We start from the raw sequence: 22,604 nt of genomic DNA on the forward strand, positions 1-22,604 counted from the left end.
TTATACCAGCCGTTCCCTTTCTTTTTATCATAGCACTGCCATGCGGCCCGGACTTCTTCTCGATTGCTATAAAAACATACGTTCGTATTTTTGCGGCTGATTCTTTAAAAAAACTTAACACTGCTATGGTATATTCCATCTGTATACCGTCTTTCTGGTTCCACATGCCAAGTCTCAGATTCACGCGCTGCCCCTTCCCGTTTTCTATACCTTAACTATATCCTATAATAGGGTGGTCCGCCGGTCGTATTTCCGCTGAAACCGGAAAAAATTTACGTACGGATTTTCATAAACATTCACACAGGAATTGCAAAGCATTCTGCTCTTTGTCATATTAAATAAGAGAGACACAACTATAAACGGAGGCTGAACATGGATCAATTTATCTTTTTTAAACCAATCTTTCAGGAACGCATCTGGGGAGGCGATAAACTACATACTCATTTTCATTACGATATCCCGTCGGCCTCGACTGGAGAGGCCTGGGTCTTTGCCGCCCACCAGAACGGTTCAAGCGTCGTAGCGAATGGCTCTTATGCGGGCAAAACGCTCATGGACCTCTGGCAGGATAAACGGGAGTGGTTCGGTTCGTTAAAAGGCGACCGTTTCCCGCTGCTGACCAAAATTCTTGATGCGGCCAGGGATCTTTCGGTACAGGTGCATCCGGACAATCAGTACGCCGCCGCTAACGAAAACGGCGAATACGGCAAGACCGAATGCTGGTACGTGATTGACTGCGATGAAGACGCGGAGCTCGTAATCGGGCACAACGCCGACAGCCGGTCGGAGGCTACAGAGCTTATTGCTGCCGGCGAATGGGACGCCTTTTTACGGAAAGTACCGGTAAAACCAGGCGACTTTGTTTACGTACCTAGCGGCACGATGCACGCCATTGGCGAGAGCGTGCTCATTCTGGAAACCCAGCAGAACTCGGACGTCACCTACCGAGTATATGACTACGACCGGACCGATAATGAAGGGAACAAGCGGGAGCTTCATCTGCAGCAGGCCCTCGACGTGACTCATTTCCCTCATGAAGATGCGAAAGTGGAACCCTCCGTCGAATCCGACGGTGAGGCAGAAGTCACCACCTTTGTGGAGGAAGACTACTTTTCCGTCTACAAATGGGAGGTGCACGGCACAGCTTCGTTTACGTGCGAAGCACCGTTTCTGCTCTGCAGCGTTATTGAGGGCAGCGGAACGGTCGATAATCTGACCGACAGCGCCCCAATTCAAAAAGGGGACCATTTTCTCGTCCCGAATCACGTAACCGATTTTACGATCGATGGCCATGTGACCTGCATTGTGTCCCATCCGAATGCTTCCCTTCACTCCTCCTAAATACAGAAAACCACCTTCTGCACGGCAGAGGGTGGTTTTGTTATACTATAAAAAAAACAAAGATTGGCGGCGGTACGATGAACATCTTTCCTCTATTGTATACTCCGATCATGCAGCCAGTGGAAAATCAGTTTCTTTATGCCCTCCGGCAGAAGCATATTCCCTCTCTCTCCGGCCATGTTCTCGAGATCGGCTCCGGCCCCGGCGCAAATTTTCCTTACTACAGGGCAGCCACCAAAGTAACTGCCATCGAGCCAAATGACCGAATGCGCCTGCTGTCTCTGCCGGCGCAGCTGCACGCACAGGTTCCTATCCGTACGCTCGGCTCTTCGGCTGAACGGCTGCCCTTCGAGGACAATACCTTTGACAGTCTTGCCTGTACACTCGTGCTCTGTTCTGTAGACGATCCTCTCCGGGTGCTGGAGGAGTTAAAACGAGTATGTAAACCAGGCGCCGAAGCCTATTTTCTCGAGCACGTCCAGATGCCACAACCCGCCGCAGCCAAGCTGCAGCACAATATAACGCCGGTGTGGAAGCATTTTTGCGACGGCTGCCACCTCGACCGGCCCACCCGTTCATACATTGAACAGGCCGGATGGAGCGTCACCCGGACAGACGCATATTTTCAGGGGTTTTTATTATCCATGCAGGCTGTTCTTCCTTCAGATCCCTCATCCTAAAAACAAAATGCCGTAAATGATAGCAAGCACAATAACCAGGGCCGGATGCAGTTTTGTTTTTTCAAGCAGCAGATAGCTTGCCACCAGCATGCCGGCTGTCTGCCAGCCGCCCGCGCCCTCCCAGGCACTGGTGAAAAACTGCAGCGTTAAAATGCCGAGCAGCACCCCGATGACCGGACGTACGTAAGCCGTAAGTCGTTTTACCTTCGGAGAGTTCCGGTATTTGTATAAAAAGCCCATAAGGACAATCATTAAAATTAACGACGGGGCAACGGTCGCAAACAGACCGGCAGCAAGCCCCGGCCAGCCGGCAACTTCATACCCGATGTAGCCGGCCATTTTTGTGGCAATCGGCCCCGGCAGGGCGTTGCTGATGGCCAGCACTTCACTGAATTCACTCACGCTCATCCATTCGTACCGGTTCACAACTTCGTGCTGAATAAGCGGAATAGACGCCGGCCCGCCGCCATAACCGAGAATCCCCGGGATAAAAAATGCCATAAAAACCTCTAAGTAAATCACGTGGAGGTCTCCTCCTCTCGTTTAGCCGGATCCTTCTGCACCAGTGCTGCAATCAGAAGCACGGCAATAACGATTGCGGGATGCACTCCGAGCACACCAAGCACCACAGCGGCTCCAATGATAAATGCGATCGTCTTTACCCATCCCAGGTCGCCGCCGGATTTTTTAATAAACCCCCAGGTCAGCACTCCCATCAGCACCGTCACTACGGGCAGCACTCCGTTTGCCAGGCCGCTCACCCATGAAGCGTCCCGGTACTGGGACAGGATGCTGAAAAACAAAATCATTAACAGTGCCGTCGGGGCGACGATCGCCGTCACTCCGTTCAGTGCCCCAAGAATGCCGCCGCGGCTGTAGCCGATATAGCCGGCAAGCTTGGTGACGATCGGTCCCGGCAGCGTATTGGCAATCGCGAGTGTATCGCCGAACTCCTCGTCGGTCATCCAGTTATAGTGCTCCACCACTTCTTTTTGCACAAGTGGAATCGACGCCGGGCCTCCCCCATAGCCAAAAATGCCAACCCGGAAGAAGGCCAGAAAAATTTTCCACTGCATCACTTCCACCTCTTTTTTCTTTATTACCAGGCAGCTACATTGCCGTCTGTGCGGGATTCGCTGCCCCCGCAGAGCACTCCGGTTTCCGGGTCTCTCCATATAATCTGTCCGCGGCCAAAGCTCGAGGACTCTGTTTCTATTTTTATCGTGTGGCCCTTCCGGCTCAGCGCCTGAGCGGCTGCCCTGGAGAAGTCGGGCTCCACCGTAATCAGGGTATCCCGCTTCCACTGCCACCTCGGTGCATCCAGGGCGGCCTGCGGATGAAGGCCGAAATCAATCGTATTCATGATCATCTGCATGTGGCCCTGGGGCTGCATGAATTCTCCCATCACCCCGAACGGGCCGACAGGGTTGCTCCCCTTTGTCAAAAAGCCGGGAATGATCGTATGGTACGGACGCTTGCCGGGCATCAGCCCATTGGCGTGCTTTTCATCCATGGAAAAGTTGTGCGCCCGGTTATGCAGGGCAATTCCGGTCTCCGGCACGACCATTCCTGAGCCGAAGCCCATGTAATTGCTCTGGATAAACGACACCATGTTGCCTTCCCCGTCAGCCGTGGCAAGATATACCGTGCCGCCGCCGTATGGATCCCCTGCTTCGGGGACCTTCGCTTCGTTTCCAATTTCACCGCGCCGGGCCTCTCCGTATGCATCCGAGAGCAGTTCTTCGGTGCTCCGGGTCATGGCATCCGACTGGGCCACATATTCCTCTCCGTCCACAAACGCAAGCTTCATCGCCTCCATTTGATAATGAAGGGTGTTAATGCTGTCGCGCTCCTGAAAATCATGCCCTTTTAATATGTTCAGTGCCATTAACGCCACAATCCCCTGACCGTTCGGTGGAATCTCCCATACGTCATAGCCTTTGTAATGCACCGAAATCGGATTCACCCACTCCGGCTTATACAGCGCCAGATCCTTGGCGCGCAGATAGCCTCCCTGCTCTCTCATGTAGGTATCTATTTTTTTTGCCAGATCTCCGCGGTAAAACGATTCTGCCTTTGTGTCAGCGATTTCCTTTAACGTTTCCGCATGCCCGCTGGATCTCCACAGCTCCCCTGCTGTCGGTGTGCGGCCGTCCGGGGCGAACACCCGGCTCCAGTCGGCAAACACTGTTGGATCAAGTTCCTTTTCCAGCGTCTCAAAGGCAGAATCCCACAGCGTTGCGAGCGTCGAAGCTACCGGATAGCCTTCCTCGGCGTAAGCCACAGCCGGGGCGATCAATTCGGAAAATGGAAGCTTTCCGAAAGCACGTGAGAGCTCTGCCCATGCGGCCGGAGCCCCGGGCACGGTGATCGGTACCGGCCCCCGCTTTGGCATTTCATCGTAGCCGTCTTTATACAGCCCGTTGATGGAAAGCGCCTCCGGCGCATAGCCGCTGGCATTCAGGCCGTGAAGCTCACCATCCATCCAGACGAGTGCAAAGGCGTCCCCTCCAATGCCGTTGGAGGTCGGTTCGAGCACAGTCAGGCTTGCTGCCACAGCGACGGCTGCATCCACAGCGTTGCCTCCTTTTTTTAAAATGTCGAGACCTATCTGGGAAGCAAGCGGCTGTGATGTGGCGACCATGCCTTTTTTGCCGTACGTTGGCGTGCGGTAGGAGGCGTAGGGATGATGGTGCGGATCAAATGAAATCATGACAATCGCTCCTTTTATAATTCAGAATGTTGAAGATGCCGGACGACATGCTGGACAAAGGACAGCAGCCGGCGGTCATCGTGCCGGCCTGCAATAATCGAAATCGAGATCGGGGCTCCACCCGGTCCTTCCACCGGAATGGTCACCTGCGGCAGCCCGCCAATACCTGCAATACAGGTCAGCTGCATCGTACGCTTCCGCACCGCCTGGATTTCACTCTCTCCGGTCTGAATTTTCGGCGCCGGCCCGGGAACAGTCGGGATCACCATCACCGTGTCATTCCCAAGTCGTTGCTGCACCTCGTGCTGCAGCTGCTTTCGTTTTTCAAATATATGGGGATAATCCTCCCGCCGGGTGTCGGTGGCAAATGCAAAACGGTCCCGGACTCCGGGCCCAAATGACGGTTTATGCTCTTCGATCCATTTCCGGTGCACCTCTCCAATTTCCACGGCCTGCTGCAGCCGGAAGACTTCGGCCCATTCGGCAAGCGAATCCTCAGCCAGCCTGTTTTCATTTAGTGTTTCTGCCTGCGCCTGCACTGCAGAAAATACTTTTCCAAGCGCCTGCTTATGTTCATCGGCATAATCAGCCCAGGCCTCTTCCTCCCACCAGATCGTCCGGTACGGTGTTTCTGCTTCCCCTGATGGAAGCAGTGCCTCCCCGACCTGCTGTAAAACCTTGGGGTTCCTGCTCATCCACCCGACGGTATCAAAGCTTGGAGCGAGTGGAACGACACCCTCAAGGGAGACGGCTCCGTGTGTCGGACGTATGCCGTACAGGCCGCAATAGGACGATGGCACGCGCACCGAGCCACCTGTATCGGTGCCAAGGGCAAAATCGACGCTGCCGGACGCCGCCGCTGACGCCGATCCGCTCGAGGAACCGCCTGGTATTGCTTCCGGATCGGCCGGATTGACCGGCATGCCGTAATGGACGTTATCACCGTGCAGGCTGTACATTAATTCGTCGCTGATGGTCGTTCCAGCCAGTGCCGCCCCGCTCCGGAGCAGGCGTTCAATCGACGGCGCAGTAGCTGTGTTTTCCGGATGGGTTCGAAGCCATTCCGGATGGCCCGCCGACGTTTTTTCGCCGTGAATCGCGAATACGTCTTTCACGGCAAACGTATAGTCGGAAAGGTTACCGCTTCTCGTAGGTTCGAGCCGCAGCTTTTTATTCATAAACGCTTCCTGTTTATTCATTTGTTGAATCCTCCTCGGAAATGGCCTGAATAATGGCTTCCGCCGTTTTTTCCGCGTGCTCTTTGTTTAAACGGAGCAGTTCTTCGCGTTTATTCTCCTGCAGCAGAGCCAGCATCTGTTTATGCTCTTCCTGGGACATGTGGATCGAATGCACGTCTGATTCAATATTTGTATAGATGTTCATGTACGCTTCAATCCGGCTCCATACGTATTCGAGCGATTTTATCAGCGGCTCCGAACGGGAAGCCTCATACCATATCTGATGAAACAAACGATTCTGCTTTCTCCACTCCACCGGTTCCGAAGCGTGCTGGTCCATCTCCGCGATTCGCTTCTTCAGCCTGTGCAGGTTTTCTTCATTCATCTGTTCAAAGGCCCATGCCACCGCCAGTTCTTCGAGCTTATTACGGATAGCAAACAGCTCACGGACTTCGCTGGCAGACAGTCGGATTACATAAACACTTCGTTTTTCTTCAAACAGAAATCCTTCAGTTTTCAGCGTCGTGATCGCTTCCCGGACCGGCATCGTGCTCACCCCGAAATCCTCAGCAATCTTCCGGATGGTTACCTTCTCTCCCGGACGCCGCTCTCCCTGAATAATTTGCTGCTTCAGCAGATTGTATACTTCTGTACGTAACGTTGAGACGTGCAAAGACGGTTGATTCACATCACTCGCTCCTTTGTGATCTGTGATCACAAACATTTTTTATTATTTTAGCAGAAAAATCCTCTTCTGCAAACTAGTTTTTAGTTTACTTTATCGGCGCTTTTCCTTCATATTTAAATGAAGAGAAGCTCAAGGAGGACGATACAATGACAACACTAGTAACCGGAGTGAGCCATGATCAGGGAATAGGTGCTGCCGTCTGCCGTCTGCTTGCCGAGCGGGGGGAAAATATTATTTTCACTACCTGGGGCTCAGATATCGACTGGGCTGCAGAATTTAAACTGCATCTCGAAAACCGTGGCATCGAAATTTATTATATCGAAGCCGATTTCTCGAACCCGGGCGCACCGGATGAACTCATCGACCAGCTGAACGAACTGCCGCTGTTTCCGACCGCGCTCGTCAACAACGCTGCCTACTCGGCCAACGACAGCTACGAGCGTCTGAACGGGGAATCGCTTGACGAGCATTATTACGTTAATATGCGTACTCCTTTTCTGCTTAGTACGAAAATCGCCCAGCGGTGGATTGATTTTGGCATCAGCGGAAAAATTGTAAACCTGACCTCCGGGCAGGACCTCGGCCCGATGGTAAACGAAATCGCCTATGTATCGACGAAGGCAGCGGTTCGGGCATTTACCGAATCCCTTGCCGCCGAGCTCGCCCCGTATGATATCAACGTTAACGCCGTCAATCCGGGCCCGACTAACACCGGGTGGATGGACCCGGCCATGGAAAAAGAGCTGTCGAAAAAATTCAGCAAAGGCCGGATTGGACAGCCGGAAGACGCGGCCAAAGCTATTGCCTTTCTGCTGTCGGACGAGTCAGACTGGATCGTCGGACAGGTGATTCACTCCGAAGGCGGATTTTTGCGCAGCTAAGGCCGGCACGATGCGGGTCAGTTCGATGTTGCTACAGGATGTAGCGATTTTAATCGAACAGCCCTAAAAAACCTAAGCTTTTCTATGTCCAGCTCCGGAAGCCAGCGGCAGCCGGTCTCTTCAGACCTTTGGTAAAGGGAAAAAGCCCCTTTATCCAAAGCTCCTCCAGAGCCTATGCCGCTGAACGGCTTCCTACGCTTTTCTATTCTGTCCAGCTTCGGAGCCTGACCGCTCGGGGTTACCTTCCAGCCGACTTCGGGCAGCAGGCTGCCCTGCACGTCTGGGAAGTACCTGTCGCGGTTGGACAAGGCTCCTACGCTTTTCTATTCACGTTGCACAATGTTTCTTATGTTAACTTTGTTCAGGTTGTCTATATTAATATGAAAGCGTTTTCTTTAATATAAACAACAGATAACATAAACCTTCTTCAAAAGGAGCGAACTTATTATGGCTGGTATCCGCATGAATCACATTACAAAAACATACGATGGTGACGTTACTGCAGTAGATGACTTTAATCTTGATGTTGAGGATAAGGAATTTATCGTTTTCGTCGGTCCTTCCGGTTGCGGGAAATCGACTACCCTCCGCATGATTGCCGGCCTCGAGGATATTACGGGCGGCGATTTATACATCGGGGATGAGCGCGTCAACGACGTTTCTCCAAAAGACCGCGATATCGCGATGGTGTTCCAGAACTACGCCCTGTACCCGCACATGAACGTATACAACAATATGGCTTTTGGCTTGAAGCTCCGTAAGTTCAAAAAAGATGACATTGATCAGCGTGTGAAAAACGCAGCCGATATTCTCGGGCTGACAGACTATCTTGACCGTAAACCAAAAGCCCTCTCCGGTGGTCAGCGTCAGCGTGTTGCTCTTGGCCGTGCCATTGTGCGTGACCCGAAAGTATTCCTGATGGATGAGCCGCTTTCCAACCTGGATGCGAAGCTCCGTGTGCAGATGCGTACAGAAATCATTAAGCTTCACCGCCGCTTAAACAGTACGACAGTTTATGTAACGCACGACCAGACAGAGGCTATGACCATGGCGACCCGTATCGTTATTATGAAGGACGGCGTCGTGCAGCAGGTCGGCTCTCCTAAAGAAGTATACGACCACCCTGCGAACGTTTTTGTAGGCGGTTTCATTGGATCTCCGGCGATGAACTTCCTGGAAGGTCAAATTAACGGCACCACCCTTGAACTCGGTGAACACAAGCTCGAAATTCCGGAGAGCAAAATGCAGATTCTCCGTAACCAGGGCTTTGAAAATGAAAAAATAACCTTCGGCATTCGTCCGGAAGATATTCACCACGTGATGAGTGGAACCACTTCATCGAAAAACAAACTGAACCTCGATATTGAAGTATCTGAAATGAACGGGGCTGAATCGATTCTTTACACAAGCGTCAACGGCAAGCAGGTCATCGCCCGGGTAGATGCGAACAGCAGCATCCATGCCGGTGATAAACTTGATCTTTTCTTCAACATGGACCGCTGCCACTTCTTTAATCCGGATACTGAAGAAGTGCTTACGAAGGAATTAACAGATTTTGCTGCCACCCAGTAAAATAGTCTTTGGCACCTGTCCCTATTCGGGGCGGGTGCTTTTATGCTTTAACGGTTTTTTGTAAAATCATGAACCAGTTTTATGTTTCCGCCTGTATAATGAAGGGAAGGTGTACAAACGTCCTGATATTCGTTTATTCTTTATTTATTTAAGAAAAGAGTGGTGATTGTAAAACATGTATCAATACAAATGGTTTCGTGTTTCTTTAGGTATTTTAGTCGTTTTAGCCATTGCCTTTATGGCCCGTCAGGTGGATTACATTTTCCAGCCATTATTCGTATTAGTAGGAACACTTGCCGCTCCCGTTATCATTTCGGGCATTTTAAGCTATCTGTTCCGCCCGTTTGTGGTTTTGCTCTCCAAGTACATACCCCGTTCCCTGTCTATTCTACTGTTGTACGGCGTGCTTGCTGGTATCATAACTTTGATTGTAAATCTGGTCGGCCCGATTATTGCCAGCCAGTTTAATCAGCTGATCAACCAGATTCCAAGGTACTTTGAACAGGTACAGTCCTTTATCATGAACAACCAGAACCATCCGGCGATACAGCCAATTATGCAGGGAAATAATATTTCCATGGATTCCATCGGCTCCCAGCTCCAGAATTCAGCGAGTACGATTACGGATTCTCTTGTTTCCACACTTGTTTCAATCGGAAGCGCCGTTTTCAGTTTCTTTGTTATCCTGTTTGTTATTCCGTTTGTCCTTTTCTATATTCTGCGCGAAGGTCACAAGCTGCCAGGCTTTATGCTGAAATTTGTGGACCGTGAGCACCGTCCGGAGGTTCATAAAATCCTTCAGGACATGGACCGCGCACTTGCTAACTATATCCAGGGACAAATTACCGTCAGCTTTATCGTAGGTATTCTGTCCATGATCCTTTTTTGGATTATCGGTCTCGACTATGTGCTCATTCTCGGTATTATCTGCATGCTGACGAATCTCGTTCCGTTCGTTGGTCCGTTTATCGGTACCATACCAGCTGTTATAGTAGCTTTATTCGATGCTCCAATTACTGCCCTGTTTGTTATTATTGGTGTAATAGTCATCCAACAGCTCGAATCCAACCTGATCTCGCCGCAGGTTATGGGACGGGTACTGCAGGTACACCCCGTCACCGTCATTTTCGTCCTGCTTTTTGCAAGCGGCATGTTCGGGCTGCTCGGGTTGATTCTCGCAATACCGGCGTACGCCCTTATAAAAGTAGTCGTCACCAATCTGTACCGTATTTGGCAGGTCAACCGCCGCGGGAACAAACACCGCCGCGAAGAAATTATTTAACTATAAAAAAGCCGGCAGCCGCATCATTTTGCGTGCTGCCGGCTTTTTTGCGCCGTCATATATTAAAACCAGCCGAGTCCAAGCTGTATCGACCCGGCAATGGCAATACCGTAAATTAGAATACTCGTACCGGTGGAGAGAAATAATGTCCGCTTTGACATACCGATGGCTTTGGCAATCACGGATATGGCCCAGACACCCGCAATCGGCGTAAGCAGCAGGATAACCCAGCCTCCGTACTGCTCAATTTTATTACGGAACCGGTTGGCAGCCAGTTTTTCCATCCAGTTGGAGAAGAAGCTGATTCTCTCGAGCTGGCGGTAAAAAAGTGTCACGGTCGGTACCGCCATGAAGTTTCCTACAGCTGCCCACAAAACAGCTGATACAGGATCAAATCCCGCTCCCATCGCTACAGGTACTGCAATATAAATTTCAAATAGTGGGAAAAATCCCATAAACCAAGCCAGCGAAGCCATCGAAATGTATTCCATTATTCCTCCCCCTTCCCTACCAAAAATTTCGCACAAAAAATATTTTAGCACTCGTTATTTCGGTTGGGAAGCGAAAAAACCTATTAAGATAAAATTAACTCTTTATATGTATTCATATGTTTTGATTACTAAGTATAGCTGTATATATCTTTCATATGAATGCTTTCGTTGAAGGGTTTTGCTTCCGGATTTATCCTTTGATGGCTTTCTCTTCTAAAGCACTAATACATGTAATTTTTTTACACGTTTTAACTAAAGAGTTCTTTTTTAGACAAAATCCGGTAAAAAATCTCCCTCTAATGATTTTTTCGATAAAAGAAAAAACAAAAACAGGTAAATAGTCCTTCAAAATACATATTTAAAACTTTTCTCGCAATATTTTATTACGATGGCTAACAATCACTTACATGGCAACACTTTCACCCTTTATCTACACTTCGAAGTTCTTTTTAGAGAGATCGTTAAAAGATAGGTCTTTATTCTTGAAAGCGGGACCTAGCTCCCGGCCCCCATTTTTTATCATTACCGCGTTCCATTTTCTTCTAAAACAGTGAAGTGTTGATACTAAAGCATTTAAAGCATGTATTTTATTGTAAATTCCAAATTTGTGATGTATTTGCTATCTTTCTTATCAGACTGTAAACCTCTCAGGTGCGGTATCTGTAATTAGAATTGTTACTTATTTAGGATTTCTTCCAAATTTGTATCGTGGTACGGTAGTTGTAACGAACTTTTCCTTTCGACAATGGTGTAAAAAGTGTTAAGGGGGCGAATCGCAGTGTCGGAGAAAAACGAGACGCTTTATGTGGAATTGCTTGAATCTTCTGATGATCCGCATCAGAGCTTCATGGATTTATCCCGTACGATTCTGGATCAGGGCGTCGACTCAGAGAAGAAAGTGGAAGTGATGCGAAGACTTTTGCAGGCGTATGATACAGTATCACGCAGGTACAAAACCGTCATACCACTCCGGAAAGTAACATAAATAGAGATATAACAGGGGGAAGCCGGCAAGCTTGAGAGCGCCGGCTTTTTGTATGGTGTTTAAGCCGCCGTCCGTTATGCAAAAAGCCCGGGCTGAATGCCCGGGCCTGCTGATTACTGAAGATTGGCGGCTGCTGCTTTCACCGCCCGTATAATACTACTGTAGCCGGTACACCTGCAGATGTTGCCGGCCAGCCCTTCCCGGATTTCTTCATCATCCGGGTCCGGTGTGTGCCTGAGAAGCGACTCCGCGGCCATAATCATGCCCGGCGTACAGTAGCCGCACTGAAAGCCTCCTTCGTTCATAAATGCTTCCTGTACTATACTGCAGCGCTCCTCTGTACCCATGCCCTCGATGGTCGTTACTTCTTTGCCTTCCACCTGGTAGGCAAGCAGCAGACAGGAGCTTGTAAGCCGGCCATCCACCCAGATCGAACAAGCTCCGCACCGGCCGATACCGCAGGAAATTTTCGTGCCTGTTTCATGCAGCTGGTCTCTTAAAAGATCGACAACCCGGTCCATGGGAGAAGCAGCGACAGTCACCTCTTCCCCGTTGACGCGGAAGGTGCACGCATACCTGCCCTCCCGGTGCTCTATGCCCCGGGAATCTTTTCTGGTTTGTTCCAAGGCAGAAGCCCCCTTTGCTGAATCTGTTGCAGTACCCATTCTCTGGAAACAGGAAGCTTTGCCGGCCGGGCCCCAATGGCCTGGTAAACTGCTTCCGCAATGGCCGGCGCCACCGCAATTGTCCCTATTTCCCCAACACCCCTCGGTCCGTGAATATCCCCTTCCATCACTTCTTCACGCGGCTTGACCGTCACATGATCCGGCAGGTCCTTTATTCCCGGCATCAGATACGTATCGAAATTTTCCGTCTGATAGTGACCTCCGTCCATTACAGCATCCTCCATCAACGTATACCCAAGCGCCATGATGCCGCCGCCTTCAATCTGTCCTCTGTACCCCTGCGGATACATGACTGGACCGGCAGACACAGACTGTTTCAAATCAAGCACCCGTATGGTGCCGGTTAAAAGATTCACCTCCACCTCTGCGCTTACGCCGCCGAAGGAATACAAATAATGACCGGAGTCAATTTCATCCGGCGTCACCGGAAAATCAAACGACGTGTGCGTTTCAATGTCCCCGTCCTGTACATATTCCGCCAGCGCCCTGTAGCTTAAAAAGAGCGAGGGCTCTGTTCCTCTTTTATGGACACCACCTGCCCCCAGATATAAATCCGCTGAGGGCGTCCCGGTCACTCTCGATGCTTCTGCCAGCAGCTGTCTGCGAAAGGATGCCTTCATATTTTCCACAGCTGTCCAAACCATGCTCGTTCCGCGTGAAGCGGTCGTTGACCCCGAGACCGGCACTTTGTTCGTGTCACCGATCGTAATTTCTATATCTTCTTTGTTGCAGGAAAATGTGTCCTTCATCACCTTTACAATTACCGCTACAATGCCCTGGCCGCATTCTTCAAATCCGAAAGCAGCTTCAAGCTTTCCTTCCTTTGTGAGGGCAAGCCGCCCGCCGGAAGGATCCAGCCGTCCGTAGCCAAGACCGCCTCCATGCATCGAGACCGCGCCTCCCCGGCCATTTTTCACCCACGGAGTTTCTTCTGTGTTACTCAGCGGCAGCTGCTGCCAGGCGGTGACATCTTCAAGTATCATCTGTCCGCCATCCGTCGGAGCAATTCCCTGGCCGAGCGGACCGGCATCGGAAGGCTTTCTCATATTTTTGGCACGCAGCTCCGTTCCCTTCATTTCAAGCTTTTCAGCCAGCCGGTCCATCTGCCCCTCAAGCGCAAACGTGACCTGATTGCCGCCAAACCCGCGAAACTCACCGGCAACACCGTTATTGGTGAACACGGAAACTCCGGTGGTCGTAATATTTGGGATCGGATACAGCCCGCTTGCATGCTCAACAGCAAATTCCAGAATCGCCGGACCAAGTGTGGCATAAGCCCCAGTATCCGCATGAATTGTCGTTTCGTGCGCCAGGACGCGGCCGCCTGCATCTGCTCCGGTCCGCATCGTAATCGCCATCGGGTGTCGCTTCAATCCTGCCAGCACCGACTCCTCCCGGGTGTTGTGCAGCCGGACAGGACGGCCTGTTTTCAGTGCCAGCATTGCTCCGTAAGGCTGCAGATTCAGCTCATCCTTGCCGCCAAATGATCCGCCGATCGGACTCGAAATGATGCGTATTTTCTCTTCCGGGACGTCCAGAATTCTCGACAGCTGAAAGCGGTCTTTAAATCCGTGCTGCGTAGCCATGTATACGGAAATGCCTCCGTCTTTTTCCGGGACAACCAGCCCGCCTTCTGTTTCCATGTAGCCGTGCATTTGACGGGGGAGCTGGTACGTTTCTTCGACAATACAGGTGCATTCCGCAAAGCCCTCCTGCAGATCCCCGCGTGTATAGGAAGCTTCATGCAGGATGTTCCCAGCTTCATGCAGCTGCTCCGCTTCGGGAGCCAGCGCTTTGTCGACCGCATCAAGCACAGACAGCGGCTCGTATTCCACTGCTACAGCGGCCAGCGCCTGATCTGCCGCTTCCGCTGATTCTGCTGCCACCGCAGCCACTGCATCCCCTGTATAGCGTACTTTGTCCTCACAAAATACGGGCTGGTCCGGTATAACTATACCAAAGCGATTTAACCCCGGTATGTCATGATGGGTCAGCACCGCATGAACTCCCGGCACCGATTCAGCCGCTGACGTATCGATATTTTTGATACGGGCATGCGGGTATTCGCTTCGCAGCACCTTTCCGATCAGCATATTTTCTTCAAAGCGGTCGGTTAAATATTTTAAGGATCCGGTTACTTTCGGTGCAGCGTCCGGCCGGCGCTGATGTTCTGGCTGTTTCATGTTTTATGCACGCCTCCTTTTTCTGCCTTACCGTCGAGCCACAGGTGGGATAAAAATAAATGAGCGGCTGCCTGCAGACGGTAGTTCCCTGAAGAAAATGGTTCATCCTCCGGCTGATAATCAGCTGCAAGCGCTTCGAAGAACGCTTCCGGAGTCCACCCTGGTTCAGCCACGCATGCTTCTGCACGGCGAAGCCGCACCGGGGCGTCTTTTCCGCCTACTAACGCCAGCCTCGCCCCCGCGCTTTTGTCCCCCTGCCTGCGGACGCAGCCGCTCACAGCAAGAAGCGATGCGGTGAAGGCTTCCCGGCGGCCGATTTTTTCAAAAAAATGCAATTCCTCCGGCCCGGCTTCCGACGTTTTTGGCAGCAGCACAGCCGTTAATAAAAACACACCGTCATAGGAAGCTGCTTCCTCCACCGGAATACGGGCATATGATTCCCCGTTCCAGATTTCAAGCTCCGCCTGCAGCGCAATCAGTGCTGGCAGGGTGTCTCCGTGTCCGTACATAATGTTGCCGCCGATGGTGCCTCGCGTACGCACCGCCGGAGCAGCAATCCGCCGCATCGTTTCCCCCAGTATTTCCCGGGAAATAATTGGCTCCTGGATTAACTTTTCGAGCGTCATACAGGCACCGATACGCACGTACTTTTCTTCTTCCTGCCAGGACGAAAGCCCGAAAATACGCTCAAGTACAATCACGTTACCGGCGAATGCTTTTCCCTTTTCCCGTTCGACCTGCCGCCATGTGCCTCCGGCAATCCATTCCGCATCCGGGGAATGCTCCTGATAAAGTGCAAACGCTTCCTGTACCGTTTCGGGCATCCATACCACCGGTGTTACTGGTTTTTGTGCAGCATCCATCTATATTCCTCCTCGGTGTCAACGTCAAGCTGTTCGAGCTGCCGAAAGCCCACATACGGACTTCCTGTCCACGTGTGCTCCGTCCGCAGAATAGAAGCGGCCCCGCGGTCACCCTCCACGCTCTGCAGAGCAGCAAACATCTGTTTTTTAAACAGCATAGGCGGCTGATAATGATGCCCGGTCCACATACCGGTGAAATCGCACGTCTGTGCTTTGGCCTGCGCTATTAACCGGTCAATGGTCTCCGCTCTCAGGCCGGGCTGGTCAGCGAGTACGACGAGAACCGCTTCCGCACCGATACGAACCGCTTCGTTCACTCCAGTACGGAGGGAATAAGCCTGCCCTTTCACTGCCTGCGGACTGGCCGCCAGACGTACCGTTCGCTTATTTTGTTCGAATATTCTGTTATCTATCCATACAGACTGATTCGTCACGACGATAACTTCCTCTGCCCTGCTCTTTAGCACCTGCTGCAGCGCACTGCTTCCGAGCGTCGTATTTTTCCACGGTTTTTCGAGTTTATTGTGGCCCATGCGGGAGCTTGTCCCGGCTGCTAAATAAATCACTGCTGTTTTCATGTCATCACCTCTCCGGTTTTTGCGGCGTTTTGAAGAGCTATCAGCTGGCTGACCACGCTCACCGCAATTTCTTCAGGCCCTTCTGCTCCAATGGACAAACCAATCGGAGTTGTAATCATCTCCGGCAGCGTCTCTGTCTGCAGCAGGCGTTTTGTTCTCGCTTTTGAACCGAGCACACCGATATATGCCATTGGCTGCTGCAAAAGATGCGTCAGCGCCTCCCTGTCCCTTTCAAAATGATGAGTCATAATCACCGCCATGTCTCCGGAGCGGAACGCTGTTTCTGCCCACCATTCATGAGGGAATCCGAGTGTCCTTTTGGTCTCCGGAATCTCATTTTTTACTTTTTCAAGAGCGGCCGGGCGCCAGTCAAGAGCCGTAACCTCGTATCGGCAGCGCGCCGCCATTTGCATGAGCGGACGAGCATCCGGTCCGGCGCCGAAAACAAACAGTCTTGGCCTCGGGCGGATCGTCTGGACAAATATTTTTTCACCCCGGCTGTCTGAAATGGAAGAACGGCCGCTTCCGCGCTTCATGGCAGCTGCCTGCCCGGCCAGCTGCACTGTCTGTCCGTCCGGTTCCCCGCCGCGGATGAACCACCCGCTGCCTTCGGTCGTGGCCCACCTCAGCACTGTTTCTCCCTGGTTTACGGCCTCGTGCATTCTACGCATAGACGCAGCCAGCTCTTCTGTCACCGGCTCCAGCAGTACTTCAATCACTCCGTTGCACCCTGTGCCTTCTCCCCAGGAAAGCTCTCCGTAGCCCCTCATGTCATACGAAACCACCTGCGCACCTTCAGCATGCACGTCGTCAATCCGGTGATGGAGGTCCCCTTCAAGGCAGCCGGAACTCAGCATGCCGATAGAATCTCCATCTGTTTGCAGCAGCATGGCCGTGCCTTCCTTGCGGTACGCCGATCCTTCCACATTCGTAATCGTCGCCATTATTTGTTTTTCATCTGCAGAAAGCTGCGGAATAATATCATGCAAATGATCCATGCATCTCGCTCCTTTTATAAAAAAAGCCGGAGAAAGGCACAGGTATCTGCTCCTGCGTTTCTCCGGCCTCTTCATTCCCGTCTAACAGGAATCAAGCCTCCGTCTGGATGGAAAGAGAAGAGCTGCCGGTCTACAGCAGATCCTCTTCTTAACTGTTTGTATTTATTTTACTTATATCCAGGCTGCTTGTAAGGAAGAATGTCATATAATCTAACGCTTTTTTTCTTCCAGGTAAATGACGGTCGCCGCAGCCCCGGAGACAGGATCAAAATCCTTCAGTACAGTACGCACCGGAAGGCCCAGCTCCTGGACAAGCAACTGATGCAGCCGCTTCTTAAATTCGTCCACCAGCGCCGCGTCCACCTGACTGGTCAGGGCTTCATTGCGCTGTTCGAGCGCCCGCAGCGCGGGCACTCTTTTGTGTTCCCCAAAAATAATGCACTTGTGCTGTAACAGCTCCACCTTTAACGTTTTCACTCCAACATCATACATCTCCTGGTTCACGCTGTTGTACAACTGAGCGATTTGCTGCTTGATCCATTTTTCACTCCCAAACTGTTCTTCCCACACACTTACCCCGTCCTTTCGTTCATGACTTATTATAACGAATAACGCGGTCCTAGCCTATTTTCATGAAAGATTTTTTATCACCCGAATTATTAACTAGTAGTTTTGAACTAATTTGTCTTCCTCATCTACTGTTATGCAACAATTTTGGATTTTTTCTGACATTTTCGATTGACGGAAGCGCTTTCATATTATAAGTTTAATTTGTCTCCTTCCTTTCTGCTGCATGTCGTTGTTGCCGATACTTTTATCTTACTTGCGCTGACTGAACTTTATTTGAAAAAGGAGGAAAAAATGTGGCTGTCAAAAAAGAATCTGATACGACTAACGAAACCTTTACCTCTGGCGGAGGAGTGAAATATTCCGAGGCCGTGGAAAACCCTGCTTTTAAAAACCTCATGTCGAAAAAAAGAAAATTCATCGCACCGTTAACGGTGTTTTTCCTGCTATTTTACCTGGCTCTTCCGGTTTTAATTCTTACGTCGGACGTGCTGAACAACTCGGCGATCGGACCAATCACCTGGGCATGGGTACTTGCGTTTGCGCAGTTTGCCATGACCTGGACGCTTTGTATTCTTTACGTACGTAAATCCTCAAAATTTGATAAAGATGCCGAAGCAATCATCGAAGAAGAAGAACGCAAGGCGAAGGGGGATCATTCATGAATGCAACAGTCATTACACTATTTCTTATAATTGTCAGCCTTACCCTCGTTATTACGTACTTTTCAGCGAAAAAAACCAGCTCAGCCAGTGACTTTTACACCGCCGGTGGCGGCCTGACCGGCTGGCAGAACGGCCTCGCGATTTCAGGGGACTACTTATCAGCCGCTTCCTTTTTAGGGATTGCCGGCGCCATTGCCCTATACGGCTTTGACGGTTTTCTTTTCAGCATTGGTTACTTAGTAGCTTACCTCGTTGTTATGTTTGTGGTCGCTGAACCGCTTCGTAACCTCGGCCAGTACACACTTGCTGATATGCTGAACGCCCGCTTTGATGCTAAAAAAATTCGCGGTGCCGCAGCCTTCAGTACCATCACCATCGTTATTTTTTATATGATCGCCCAGCTCGTCGGGGCGGGGGCATTAATCCAGCTTCTGTTCGGGCTTCCATACACATGGGCCGTTATTCTCGTCGGCATTATGATGACCATTTATGTACTGTTTGGCGGCATGACCGCCACCAGCTGGGTGCAGATTACCAAAGCTGTACTACTGATGATTGGTACACTGATCATTTCCATTATGGTTTTATGGCAGTTCAACTTTAACGTCATTGCCATGTTCCGGGAAGCTGGCCAGGCAACACCTGCCGGAACTAATTTCCTGAACCCGGGACAGCAGGATAAGCTTCCGCTTGACTCCTTATCCCTCATGATTGCACTCGTACTTGGTACAGCCGGTCTTCCACATATTCTGATGCGCTTTTTCACTGTTAAAGATGCAAAAACGGCCCGGAGCTCGGTTGTTACGGCTACATGGATTGTTGGTATCTTTTACGTCTTAACGGTCTGCTTAGGCTTTGGCGCTGCCATTTTTGTCGGCCGCTCCGATATTATCGCTGCCAACCCGGCCGGAAACATGGCTGCACCGCTTCTTGCCCAGGCTCTCGGCGGCGATCTGCTGTTCTCCTTTGTCTGTGCCGTAGCCTTCGCGACGATTCTCGCCGTTGTGGCAGGCCTCGTTCTTTCCGGAGCCAGTGCCTTTGCTCACGACCTGTACGGGCAGATTGTTAAAAAAGGGAAGGTGACCGAGCGTGAGGAGGTAGTTGCAGCCCGTACTGCTTCACTGACAGTGGCCGTGCTTTCCATTGCACTTGCGATTTTCGCGCAGAACTTAAACGTTGCCTTTCTCGTGGCACTTGCCTTCTGTGTAGCCGCCAGCGCGAATCTGCCGGTTATTGTGTACACGATTTACTGGAGACGCTTTAACACGAATGGAGCGATTACCGCGATTGCAGTCGGTCTGATCAGCTCCGTCGGACTGGTAATTATCAGCCCGAACGTCATGAACCCTGACGGCAGCGCATTCATTGCCGCCCAGGCAATCTTTCCGCTCACAAACCCGGCGATCGTATCCGTACCGCTCGGCTTTCTTGGCGGCTGGATCGGTACGCTTGTTTCCAAAGAAGCGGAATCCGGACGTTACGACAAGGTACTATTTAAAGCCAACACCGGCTACCGCGAATACGACCTTCAGGGTCGCGCCATAAAAAAAGACGAATAGCATGCATACAAAAAACACCGGATCTGCTCCGGTGTTTTTTTGCGTTCTTCAATTTTACTCAGGCAATCTGCTGGGCGATGAATACGGTTAGTGGAAGCATCAGCAGGCTGAAGATGGTCGTTGCGATTAATGCGACAATCCCGAGCTGATTAGACCTTCCATGCACGTAGCGTTCAAACAGCACAGCTGCCAGCGTGATGGTCGGCATGGATGACTGTACAATAATAATTTTTCCGAGAAGCTCCGGAATGGGAAGCAGCCATACTAGCAGGCAGGCGACCGCTGGAACGGCAAGCACCTTTACGATTACAGCGGAGCCAATGAAACGCTTGTACCCTGTTTTCACCATCTTCCAATTGGCTGAAGTAATGGTTGGTATGAGCAGGCCAATCAAAATCATCGCAAGCGGAGCCGCTAGTCCGGAGATGGTATTTACCGTTTCAAGAAATATCATTGGCAGAACCAATCCCGCAGATGCAAGCAGCACAGAGCATACAAGTGTTAGAAACGGCGTGTTTAAAATCGATGTAAGCTGTTTGAACGAAAACCGCCCCGGCTTTAACAGCAGGATGCCAATAGTAAATACGCTTGTCGTCGTGCCGGCATCATAGACTGCTGCATAGGACCCTGCTTCGGGACCAAACAAAATCGTAATGAGCGGAATGCCGATAAAGCCCGAATTACTGCAGCCCGCAACAATTGCCAGCTGCCGCGCTTCTATGTCTGTATAATGAAAAAAACGGCCAACGCCGTAGCCGACAGCCATGCCTGTCCACGTGAGCCCGAGCGCACATGCGTAGATCATTGCAAATGACGACCATGTGGAGCTGTTGAACTCGAGCTGAAAGATGCTGTACATAATCACGGCCGGAAGCGCGAAATTAATAGCTACAAAGGAAATAAAACGGCGCGTTTCCACCGACACATCAATCATTTTAGAGGTGATCGCGCCGATTGCTATCAATACAGTCATCATAAACACCGGCGTAATTATATCAATAATAGACATTTGTCTCGCCTCGGTTCTTTCATAATTTTCCTGAATCTGCACGTGTTCTATCTTAATATAAATCGACTGGAATGAAAACGAATGAAAGCTTGCTGTATTAATAAATTTCATGCAAACGCTTCCTCATTTCCCGCAAAAAAGCCGCCCTCCATCTGGAAGGCAGCAGGCCGTTACGAGGTCGTCTTAGGCTCCGGGTGCTTCTTGCGATTCAACAGGCGACGCAGATCGTCCTTTTGCTGTCTGGATACGAGAATGTACAGAAAGTCCCCTTCCTGGATCTCGGTGTTTCCGCCTGGCGTTACGAGTTCATCGTTACGCACCATGGCGCTTACAGTCGCGTCATTTGGAAAATTGATCTCATACAGCTGTTTTCCGACAATCGCCGATTCCTCGCTCGCTTCAAACTGCACCATTTCCGCATTTGCCGACCCCATGCTGACGAGCTCGATGGAGTGGTACGGTATTTCTTTTTTCGGGCCAACCAGATGCAGCAGCTTCGCCACGTAGGAAATGCTTGAGCCCTGAATGAGCGCAGACGTCAATACGATAAAAAATACGAGGTTAAAAATCAGCTGGGCATTGTCGAGATCAGCGACGACAGGGAATGTTGCGAGCACGATCGGTACCGCCCCGCGAAGCCCCGCCCAGGATAAAAAGGTCCGCTCCTTCATTGTATAGCCGAGAAACGCCGTAGATATAAAGACAGCAAGCGGCCGTGCGACAAACATAAGGACAAAGGAAAGTGCAATACCGGCAAGCATCACATCTGACGTAAATACCTGGCCCGGAAAAGCAAGCAGCCCGAGAATAATAAACATCAGAATCTGGCTCATCCAGGCGAACCCTTCATTAAACTGAAAGATCGAGTAGCGGAACGTAAGCTCAGAGTTGCCGATTACAAGCGCGGCTATGTATACAGCCAAAAATCCGCTCGCTCCAACAGCTGCCGTCACACTGTAGGCCAGAAGCGCAAAGGCCACCGAAAAGATCGGGTACAGACCACTTGATTCAAGGCCGATATGGTTAATTGCAAACGAAGCGAAGCGGCCGAACAGCAGACCCAGAATAATGCCGGCGCCGATCTGCCAGAAAAATGACGGGATAAGCATCCAGATGTTGGCATCTGCGTTAGTCAGCAGTTCAATAAAAGAAATCGTTAAAAAAACAGCCATCGGGTCGTTCGTCCCCGACTCTGCTTCAAGCGTGGCCCCGAGCTTGGCTTTAATATTTCTCTCCTTCAGGGCAGCAAACACGGCTGCCGCGTCGGTGGATCCGACAATGGACCCGAGAAGAAGTGCTTCATACCAGGTAAAGTCGAGCAGCAGGTACGCCGCACCCCCCACACACAAGGAAGTAATTACCACGCCTGCGGTCGCAAGCGAAATGGACGGCACCGCCACCCGGCGCACCGTTGACCATTTTGTCTGAAGGCCGCCCTCAAACAGGATAATCACCAGGGCGAATATACCAACCAGCTGGGCTACTTCGGCATTATCAAAATAAACGATTTCCAGGCCGTCGCTTCCGATCAGCATACCGATCAGAATAAACAGCACAAGGGCCGGCAGCCCGAGCCGGTTCGAAAATTTAGCCACAACAATGCCGGCCACCAGCAGTAAACCGACAAGCAGAACGACTCCATCGTTTGCTTCCAAAAAATCCAATATGTTTCGTTCCTTTCATGA

23 protein-coding genes are annotated in these 22,604 nt (G+C 51.0%); 8 read left to right on the forward strand and 15 right to left on the reverse strand.

Going from position 1 to position 22,604, the window contains the following annotated elements:
* The first annotated feature begins 372 nt into the window (after positions 1–372).
* Entirely contained in the window at positions 373–1,341 is a 969-nt protein-coding gene (manA, locus tag SIC45_RS13195; protein WP_319632491.1) for a mannose-6-phosphate isomerase, class I, read from the forward strand.
* Positions 1,342–1,418: 77 nt separating this feature from the next.
* Positions 1,419–2,021: a class I SAM-dependent methyltransferase gene (locus SIC45_RS13200; protein WP_319632492.1), complete on the forward strand. Its 603-nt coding sequence runs from the start codon at positions 1,419–1,421 to the stop codon at positions 2,019–2,021.
* Here the strand turns inward: SIC45_RS13200 and SIC45_RS13205 are convergent.
* From SIC45_RS13205 to SIC45_RS13225, 5 genes are read right to left on the reverse strand one after another with little or no spacing between them, the layout of a single operon-like run.
* The gene (locus tag SIC45_RS13205) at positions 2,013–2,543 is read right to left on the reverse strand and encodes a chromate transporter (RefSeq protein ID WP_298787389.1); all 531 of its coding nucleotides are present in this window, start codon (positions 2,541–2,543) and stop codon (positions 2,013–2,015) included. The genes SIC45_RS13200 and SIC45_RS13205 overlap by 9 nt on opposite strands.
* A complete protein-coding gene (locus SIC45_RS13210) occupies positions 2,540–3,097 on the reverse strand; it encodes a chromate transporter (RefSeq protein ID WP_319632493.1) in 558 nt (185 codons plus the stop codon). Before SIC45_RS13210 ends, SIC45_RS13205 begins: the two co-directional genes overlap by 4 nt.
* Before the next feature lie 23 nt (positions 3,098–3,120).
* Positions 3,121–4,734 (reverse strand): gamma-glutamyltransferase family protein, encoded by a 1,614-nt coding sequence (locus SIC45_RS13215; RefSeq protein ID WP_319632494.1) that lies wholly within the window; start codon positions 4,732–4,734, stop codon positions 3,121–3,123.
* Positions 4,735–4,748: 14 nt separating this feature from the next.
* Positions 4,749–5,933, reverse strand: a complete 1,185-nt coding sequence (locus SIC45_RS13220; RefSeq protein ID WP_319632495.1) for an amidase — start codon at positions 5,931–5,933, stop codon at positions 4,749–4,751.
* Positions 5,926–6,600, reverse strand: a complete 675-nt coding sequence (locus SIC45_RS13225; RefSeq protein WP_319632496.1) for a GntR family transcriptional regulator — start codon at positions 6,598–6,600, stop codon at positions 5,926–5,928. Before SIC45_RS13225 ends, SIC45_RS13220 begins: the two co-directional genes overlap by 8 nt.
* Before the next feature lie 146 nt (positions 6,601–6,746).
* Here SIC45_RS13225 and SIC45_RS13230 point away from each other — a divergent pair, with 146 nt between their 5' ends.
* On the forward strand, positions 6,747–7,481 hold the full coding sequence (locus SIC45_RS13230; RefSeq protein ID WP_319632497.1) for an SDR family oxidoreductase: 735 nt from the start codon (positions 6,747–6,749) through the stop codon (positions 7,479–7,481).
* Between the two features lie 17 nt (positions 7,482–7,498).
* Here SIC45_RS13230 and SIC45_RS13235 read toward each other — a convergent pair whose 3' ends face one another.
* Entirely contained in the window at positions 7,499–7,789 is a 291-nt protein-coding gene (locus SIC45_RS13235) for a hypothetical protein (protein ID WP_319632498.1), read from the reverse strand.
* Positions 7,790–7,928: 139 nt separating this feature from the next.
* Between SIC45_RS13235 and SIC45_RS13240 the strand changes: the two genes are divergently transcribed.
* Entirely contained in the window at positions 7,929–9,053 is a 1,125-nt protein-coding gene (locus tag SIC45_RS13240; protein ID WP_319632499.1) for a sn-glycerol-3-phosphate ABC transporter ATP-binding protein UgpC, read from the forward strand.
* 175 nt (positions 9,054–9,228) lie between these two features.
* Positions 9,229–10,335 carry an AI-2E family transporter gene (locus tag SIC45_RS13245; protein ID WP_319632500.1) on the forward strand — a complete coding sequence of 369 codons (1,107 nt, stop codon included), beginning with the start codon at positions 9,229–9,231 and terminating at the stop codon, positions 10,333–10,335.
* Between the two features lie 62 nt (positions 10,336–10,397).
* Here the strand turns inward: SIC45_RS13245 and SIC45_RS13250 are convergent, their stop codons facing one another.
* Positions 10,398–10,826, reverse strand: coding sequence for a small multi-drug export protein (locus tag SIC45_RS13250; RefSeq protein WP_319632501.1), 429 nt, complete (start codon positions 10,824–10,826; stop codon positions 10,398–10,400).
* 778 nt (positions 10,827–11,604) lie between these two features.
* Here SIC45_RS13250 and SIC45_RS13255 point away from each other — a divergent pair.
* The gene (locus tag SIC45_RS13255) at positions 11,605–11,811 is read left to right on the forward strand and encodes a hypothetical protein (protein WP_091612753.1); all 207 of its coding nucleotides are present in this window, start codon (positions 11,605–11,607) and stop codon (positions 11,809–11,811) included.
* A 113-nt stretch (positions 11,812–11,924) separates the two neighbouring features.
* Here SIC45_RS13255 and SIC45_RS13260 read toward each other — a convergent pair whose 3' ends face one another.
* From SIC45_RS13260 to SIC45_RS13285, 6 genes are all read right to left on the reverse strand, one after another.
* Entirely contained in the window at positions 11,925–12,407 is a 483-nt protein-coding gene (locus SIC45_RS13260) for a (2Fe-2S)-binding protein (RefSeq protein ID WP_413645952.1), read from the reverse strand.
* On the reverse strand, positions 12,404–14,680 hold the full coding sequence (gene pucD / locus SIC45_RS13265) for a xanthine dehydrogenase subunit D (RefSeq protein WP_319632503.1): 2,277 nt from the start codon (positions 14,678–14,680) through the stop codon (positions 12,404–12,406). Before pucD ends, SIC45_RS13260 begins: the two co-directional genes overlap by 4 nt.
* Positions 14,677–15,543 carry an FAD binding domain-containing protein gene (locus SIC45_RS13270; RefSeq protein WP_319632504.1) on the reverse strand — a complete coding sequence of 289 codons (867 nt, stop codon included), beginning with the start codon at positions 15,541–15,543 and terminating at the stop codon, positions 14,677–14,679. The genes pucD and SIC45_RS13270 overlap by 4 nt, the downstream gene beginning before the upstream one ends.
* Positions 15,519–16,121 (reverse strand): nucleotidyltransferase family protein, encoded by a 603-nt coding sequence (locus tag SIC45_RS13275; protein WP_319632505.1) that lies wholly within the window; start codon positions 16,119–16,121, stop codon positions 15,519–15,521. Before SIC45_RS13275 ends, SIC45_RS13270 begins: the two co-directional genes overlap by 25 nt.
* Positions 16,118–17,119: an XdhC family protein gene (locus tag SIC45_RS13280; protein WP_319632506.1), complete on the reverse strand. Its 1,002-nt coding sequence runs from the start codon at positions 17,117–17,119 to the stop codon at positions 16,118–16,120. Before SIC45_RS13280 ends, SIC45_RS13275 begins: the two co-directional genes overlap by 4 nt.
* Before the next feature lie 210 nt (positions 17,120–17,329).
* Positions 17,330–17,689 (reverse strand): Na-translocating system protein MpsC family protein, encoded by a 360-nt coding sequence (locus SIC45_RS13285; RefSeq protein ID WP_319632507.1) that lies wholly within the window; start codon positions 17,687–17,689, stop codon positions 17,330–17,332.
* Between the two features lie 293 nt (positions 17,690–17,982).
* Between SIC45_RS13285 and SIC45_RS13290 the strand changes: the two genes are divergently transcribed.
* Positions 17,983–18,351 (forward strand): DUF485 domain-containing protein, encoded by a 369-nt coding sequence (locus SIC45_RS13290; protein WP_413645797.1) that lies wholly within the window; start codon positions 17,983–17,985, stop codon positions 18,349–18,351.
* Positions 18,348–19,910 carry a sodium:solute symporter family transporter gene (locus SIC45_RS13295; RefSeq protein WP_319632508.1) on the forward strand — a complete coding sequence of 521 codons (1,563 nt, stop codon included), beginning with the start codon at positions 18,348–18,350 and terminating at the stop codon, positions 19,908–19,910. Before SIC45_RS13290 ends, SIC45_RS13295 begins: the two co-directional genes overlap by 4 nt.
* Before the next feature lie 58 nt (positions 19,911–19,968).
* On the opposite strand, the gene SIC45_RS13300 is transcribed toward SIC45_RS13295, so the two are convergent.
* Both SIC45_RS13300 and SIC45_RS13305 read right to left on the reverse strand, forming a co-directional pair.
* Positions 19,969–21,030 (reverse strand): AEC family transporter, encoded by a 1,062-nt coding sequence (locus SIC45_RS13300; RefSeq protein ID WP_319632509.1) that lies wholly within the window; start codon positions 21,028–21,030, stop codon positions 19,969–19,971.
* A gap of 59 nt (positions 21,031–21,089) precedes the next feature.
* Positions 21,090–22,583: a potassium/proton antiporter gene (locus SIC45_RS13305; protein WP_413645800.1), complete on the reverse strand. Its 1,494-nt coding sequence runs from the start codon at positions 22,581–22,583 to the stop codon at positions 21,090–21,092.
* Between the last annotated feature and the right edge of the window lie 21 nt (positions 22,584–22,604).

The organism is Marinococcus sp. PL1-022 (assembly GCF_033845285.1).
In the GTDB taxonomy this organism is placed as follows: Bacteria; Bacillota; Bacilli; order Bacillales; family Marinococcaceae; genus Marinococcus.